Raw genomic sequence first — 3,907 nt, forward strand, 5'->3', positions numbered from 1 at the left:
GCGGTGGCCGGACGCGGCGCCACCGCCGGGGTCAGCGCGAGCGCGGCCAGGGCGGGGTCGTCGCGCAGCGGCTCGGCGCCAACGACCTGCGGGACTTCCAGCACGAAGCGGTGCTGGGCATCGAACACCACCTGGTCGCCGGGCTGCAGCCAGCAGCTGCGCACGGCCACGCCATTGACCTGGGTCTGCGCATCGCCGAAGCCGCGCAGCAGTACCCGCTCGCCATGCCGTTCCAGGCGCGCGTGCTGCTCGGCGCAGGCCGGATCGTCGATGCGGATGTCGCACTCGCGCAGACGGCCGATGCTGCGTACCCGGTCCACGGTGAAACTGCGGCCATGGTGCGGACCGCCGACGCCGCGCAGCACCAGGCGCGGATCGTCGTGCTCGGCCTCGCTGACCTCGGGCAAGCGCTGCAGCGGCTCGCACTTGCCCTGCACCACCATTTCGACGCCATCGGCGTAGACCGCGTCGCCGGCGCGCAGCAGGGCCATGCGCCGCACCGGGCGGCCGTTGACGTGGATGCCGCGGCTGCCGTTGGCGACCTGCAGCCACAGGCCGCGCCGGTCCAGGCAGAACTGCGCCAGCAGCAATGCGCCCTGGGTGTCGTCGACCACGCTGACCTGACCGGAGGCCAGCCGCACGATGCGATGCACGCCCGCGCGCAGGGGCCGGTCGGGATGTTGGCGGTTGCTGAAATGGACTTGCAGATCGTGCACGGCGGGCAGCCTAGCAGGTTGCCTGCGCGCGCAGAAGCGCGCGCGCTGGACAATGCACCGCGCATACGCACAATGCCTGATCGTTCACGCGGGCACCCGCCCGCACAGGAGCCAGCATGTCCAGCATCGACATCCGCCACGACCACGACAAGACCCCCGCGCAGGCCCGCAAGGCCATCGAAACCGCCGCCAAGAAACTGTCCGAGCGCTTCGACCTGGAATCGCACTGGGATGGCGATTCCCTGCTGTTCTCGCGCTCGGGCGTGGACGGCCGCATCGAGCTGCTGCCCAAGCAGGTGCACGTGACTGCCGAACTGGGCTTCCTGCTGTCGGCGATGAAGGGCACGGTGGAAAGCGAGATTCGCCGCGTGCTGGCGGAAAAGCTGGGCTGAGTAGTGATCGAGCCCCTCTCCCACCGGGAGAGGGGTTGGGGTGAGGGGTACGGCCGCTGACTCACTCCAACGCAAACGGATCCGGATCGCCCGCGAACAATCGTTCCGACACGGCGCGCTCGGTGGTCTCGATATCGCCGATGAACCCCTCGGCATCGCCCAGCTTGGAGAACGCATCGAAACCCCGCTCCAGGAATCCCTGCAGTTCCGACAGCCCCGCCGCCTTGGCCGGGCCGCGGGCGAAGCGCAGCAGCATGCGCACGCCGGGTGTGTGCACCGCCTTGGCCAGGCCCAGACCGACGCGGGCGATCAGGTCGATCTGGCGCTGGCGCAGCCGGGGTAGCCCGGTCTGCCGATAGGCCTCGGCATACAGCGCTTCGTCCAGGCGCTTGCGCCGCGGCGCCAGGTCCTGCAGCGCCTCGGCCATGCGCAGGTCCAGAGCGTGGGTCAGCGCACCCAGCTCGATGCCGTCGGCGACCGTGTCCAGCAGCGACGCCGGCATCAGCCGCTGCATCATCGGCAACACCTTGACGATATCGGCATCGCGGCGGCTGAAGTCGCGGTCGCCATAGACGTCGGTGAGAAAGAACATCGCCGCCGGACGCCGCTGCGGATCCTCCAGGAAATGCTCGAAGCTGTGCTCCAGCCGCTCCGATTGCCAGCGCCGCAGTTCCTGCAGCCAGCGCAGCGCGTTGCGCGGTTCGCGCACGGGGTCGTGCAGCGCCTGGTGCCACGCCAGGCGGCGGCCGAGTCGTTCCAGGACGGGAGTGCTGCGCGCCATGGGCGCCGATGATGGTCGCAGCCCGGCACGACCGCAAGCGTCACGGCGCTCGGCTACACTCGCGCGACTGCCTCTTGCGGACCGCGCATGCTTTCCCTCCACAGCGCCTCGCCCCGTCCCCATTCCAACGGCCGCATCGGCCTGGCCATCGCCGGAGGCGGGCCGATCGGCGGCATGTACGGCCTCGGCGCGCTGCGCGCCCTGGACGAGGCGCTGGACGGACTGGACCTGACCCGCCTGGATTGCTACGTGGGCGTCAGCTCCGGTGCATTCCTGACCGCCGGGCTGGCCAACCGCATCAGCAGTGCCGAGATCTGCCGGATCTTCGTCACCGGCAACAGCGACGATGCGCGGTTCCGCCCGGAAGACTTCCTGCGGCCCAACGTCTACGAGTATCTGCGCCGTGCCGCGACCCTGCCGGGGCTGGCCTACGGCTGGTGGCACGACCTGCTCACCGAACCGCGCAAGACCCGCTGGTCGGACCTGATCACCCGCTTCGGCGGACTGGTGCCCAGCGGCCTGTTCGACAACGCCGGGGTCGAGCGTTTCCTGCAGGACGTGTTCAGCCGCCGCGGCCGCAGCAACGATTTCCGCGACCTCGACGCCAATCTGTTCGTGGTCGCCGTGGACCTGGACAGCGGACGTGCGGTGCGCTTCGGCGAGCCGGGCATGGACCACGTGCCGATCTCGTTGGCGATCCAGGCCAGCGCGGCGCTGCCGGGGCTGTATCCGCCGGTGCAGATCGACGGCCACCATTACGTGGACGGCGCGCTGCGCCGCACCATGCATGCCTCCACCTTGCTGGAGCGCGGCATCGACCTGATGATCGGGATCAACCCGCTGGTGCCCTACGACGCCACCCACGCGCCGCGCCGCAATGGCCACATCGACCGCGCGCGGCTGCTCGCCGGCGGCCTGCCGGCGGTGCTGTCGCAGACCTTCCGCACCCTGCTGCAATCGCGCATGCAGGTGGGGCTGGAGAAGTACGCACGGCAGTACCCGCAGGTGGACCAGTTGGTCTTCGAGCCCAACGCCGACAACGGCGAGCTGTTCTTCACCAATCTCTTCAGCTACGCCGCGCGCCACCGCGTGTGCCAGCTCGCCTATCGCAATACCCTGTCGGACCTGCGCCGCAACGCGCAGACGCTGGAGCCGCTGCTGGCCGCGCACGGCATCGCGCTGCGCCACGATATCCTCAACGACCGCAAGCGCACCTTCCTCGATGGCGTGGACGTGCAGCCGCGGCGCATGACCGAGACCACCGCGCGGCTGCGGCGTGCGCTGGACGACGTCGACCAGGTCATCGCCAACCGCCGCGCCAGGCGCCGCACCCGCCGTTCGCCGGAGGCGTAGCGTGCAGCGCCGGCCGACGTCGCCATCGCTCCCCGCGCACGTCCTGCGCGCGCTGGTGTGATTACTCTAGTCACAGTCCCGAGTCTCGAACCCCGCCACTCACCCGCCGAAGGAACCGCACCGTCATGGCCACTCTGAAGAAGTCCGCCCGCAAGAAGCGCAGCACCGCCGCTGCCGACGACACCCTGCAGGCGCAGGCGGAAAAGCTGTCCAAGCGCCTGGGCGAATCGGCGCAGCAGGTCTGGCTGGCCGGGGTTGGCGCGTTCGGCCGTGCGCAGGCCGAGGGCGGCAAGCTGTTCGAGACCCTGGTGAAGGAAGGCCTGAGCCTGGAGCAGAGCACCCGCAAGCTGGCCGGCGGCGGGGTCGATGCGGTGCGCGATGCGGTGGAGAACCGGGTCGGCCAGGCCCGCGAGCGCGCCGCCGACACCTGGGACCGTCTGGAGAAGGTGTTCGAGGACCGCGTGCAGCGCGCGCTGCGCCGCCTTGAAGTCCCCAGCCGCGAGGACCTGGGTGCGCTGATCGAGCGCGTGGACGCGCTCAATGGCGAACTGCGGCATCTGCGCGGTGGCCGTGCCACGCAGGCGGCGGGCAAGGCGCCGGCAGCGAAGAAGGCCGCCAGGAAGACCACGGCGTCGCCCGCCGGCGCCGCCAAGCGCGCAGCACCA

At 70.4% G+C, this 3,907-nt stretch carries 5 protein-coding genes; 3 read left to right on the plus strand and 2 right to left on the minus strand.

Annotated features, from left to right (window positions below):
* Positions 1–716, minus strand: a 716-nt coding sequence (locus D183_RS0103615) for an FHA domain-containing protein (protein WP_017907796.1), incomplete at its 3' end; no start/stop codon positions are given.
* A gap of 116 nt (positions 717–832) precedes the next feature.
* On the opposite strand from D183_RS0103615, the gene D183_RS0103620 reads away from it, so the two are divergent.
* Positions 833–1,108 carry a polyhydroxyalkanoic acid system family protein gene (locus tag D183_RS0103620; RefSeq protein ID WP_017907797.1) on the plus strand — a complete coding sequence of 92 codons (276 nt, stop codon included), beginning with the start codon at positions 833–835 and terminating at the stop codon, positions 1,106–1,108.
* Between the two features lie 61 nt (positions 1,109–1,169).
* Here D183_RS0103620 and D183_RS0103625 read toward each other — a convergent pair whose 3' ends face one another.
* A complete protein-coding gene (locus D183_RS0103625) occupies positions 1,170–1,889 on the minus strand; it encodes an FFLEELY motif protein (RefSeq protein WP_017907798.1) in 720 nt (239 codons plus the stop codon).
* A gap of 87 nt (positions 1,890–1,976) precedes the next feature.
* On the opposite strand from D183_RS0103625, the gene D183_RS0103630 reads away from it, so the two are divergent.
* Together D183_RS0103630 and D183_RS23920 are read left to right on the plus strand one after the other, a co-directional pair.
* Positions 1,977–3,242: a patatin-like phospholipase family protein gene (locus tag D183_RS0103630; RefSeq protein WP_017907799.1), complete on the plus strand. Its 1,266-nt coding sequence runs from the start codon at positions 1,977–1,979 to the stop codon at positions 3,240–3,242.
* A 125-nt stretch (positions 3,243–3,367) separates the two neighbouring features.
* Positions 3,368–3,907: phasin family protein (locus D183_RS23920; RefSeq protein ID WP_017907800.1), on the plus strand; the 540-nt coding region annotated here is incomplete at its 3' end.

The organism is Xanthomonas sp. SHU 199, assembly GCF_000364665.1.
Lineage (GTDB): Bacteria > Pseudomonadota > Gammaproteobacteria > Xanthomonadales > Xanthomonadaceae > Xanthomonas_A > Xanthomonas_A sontii.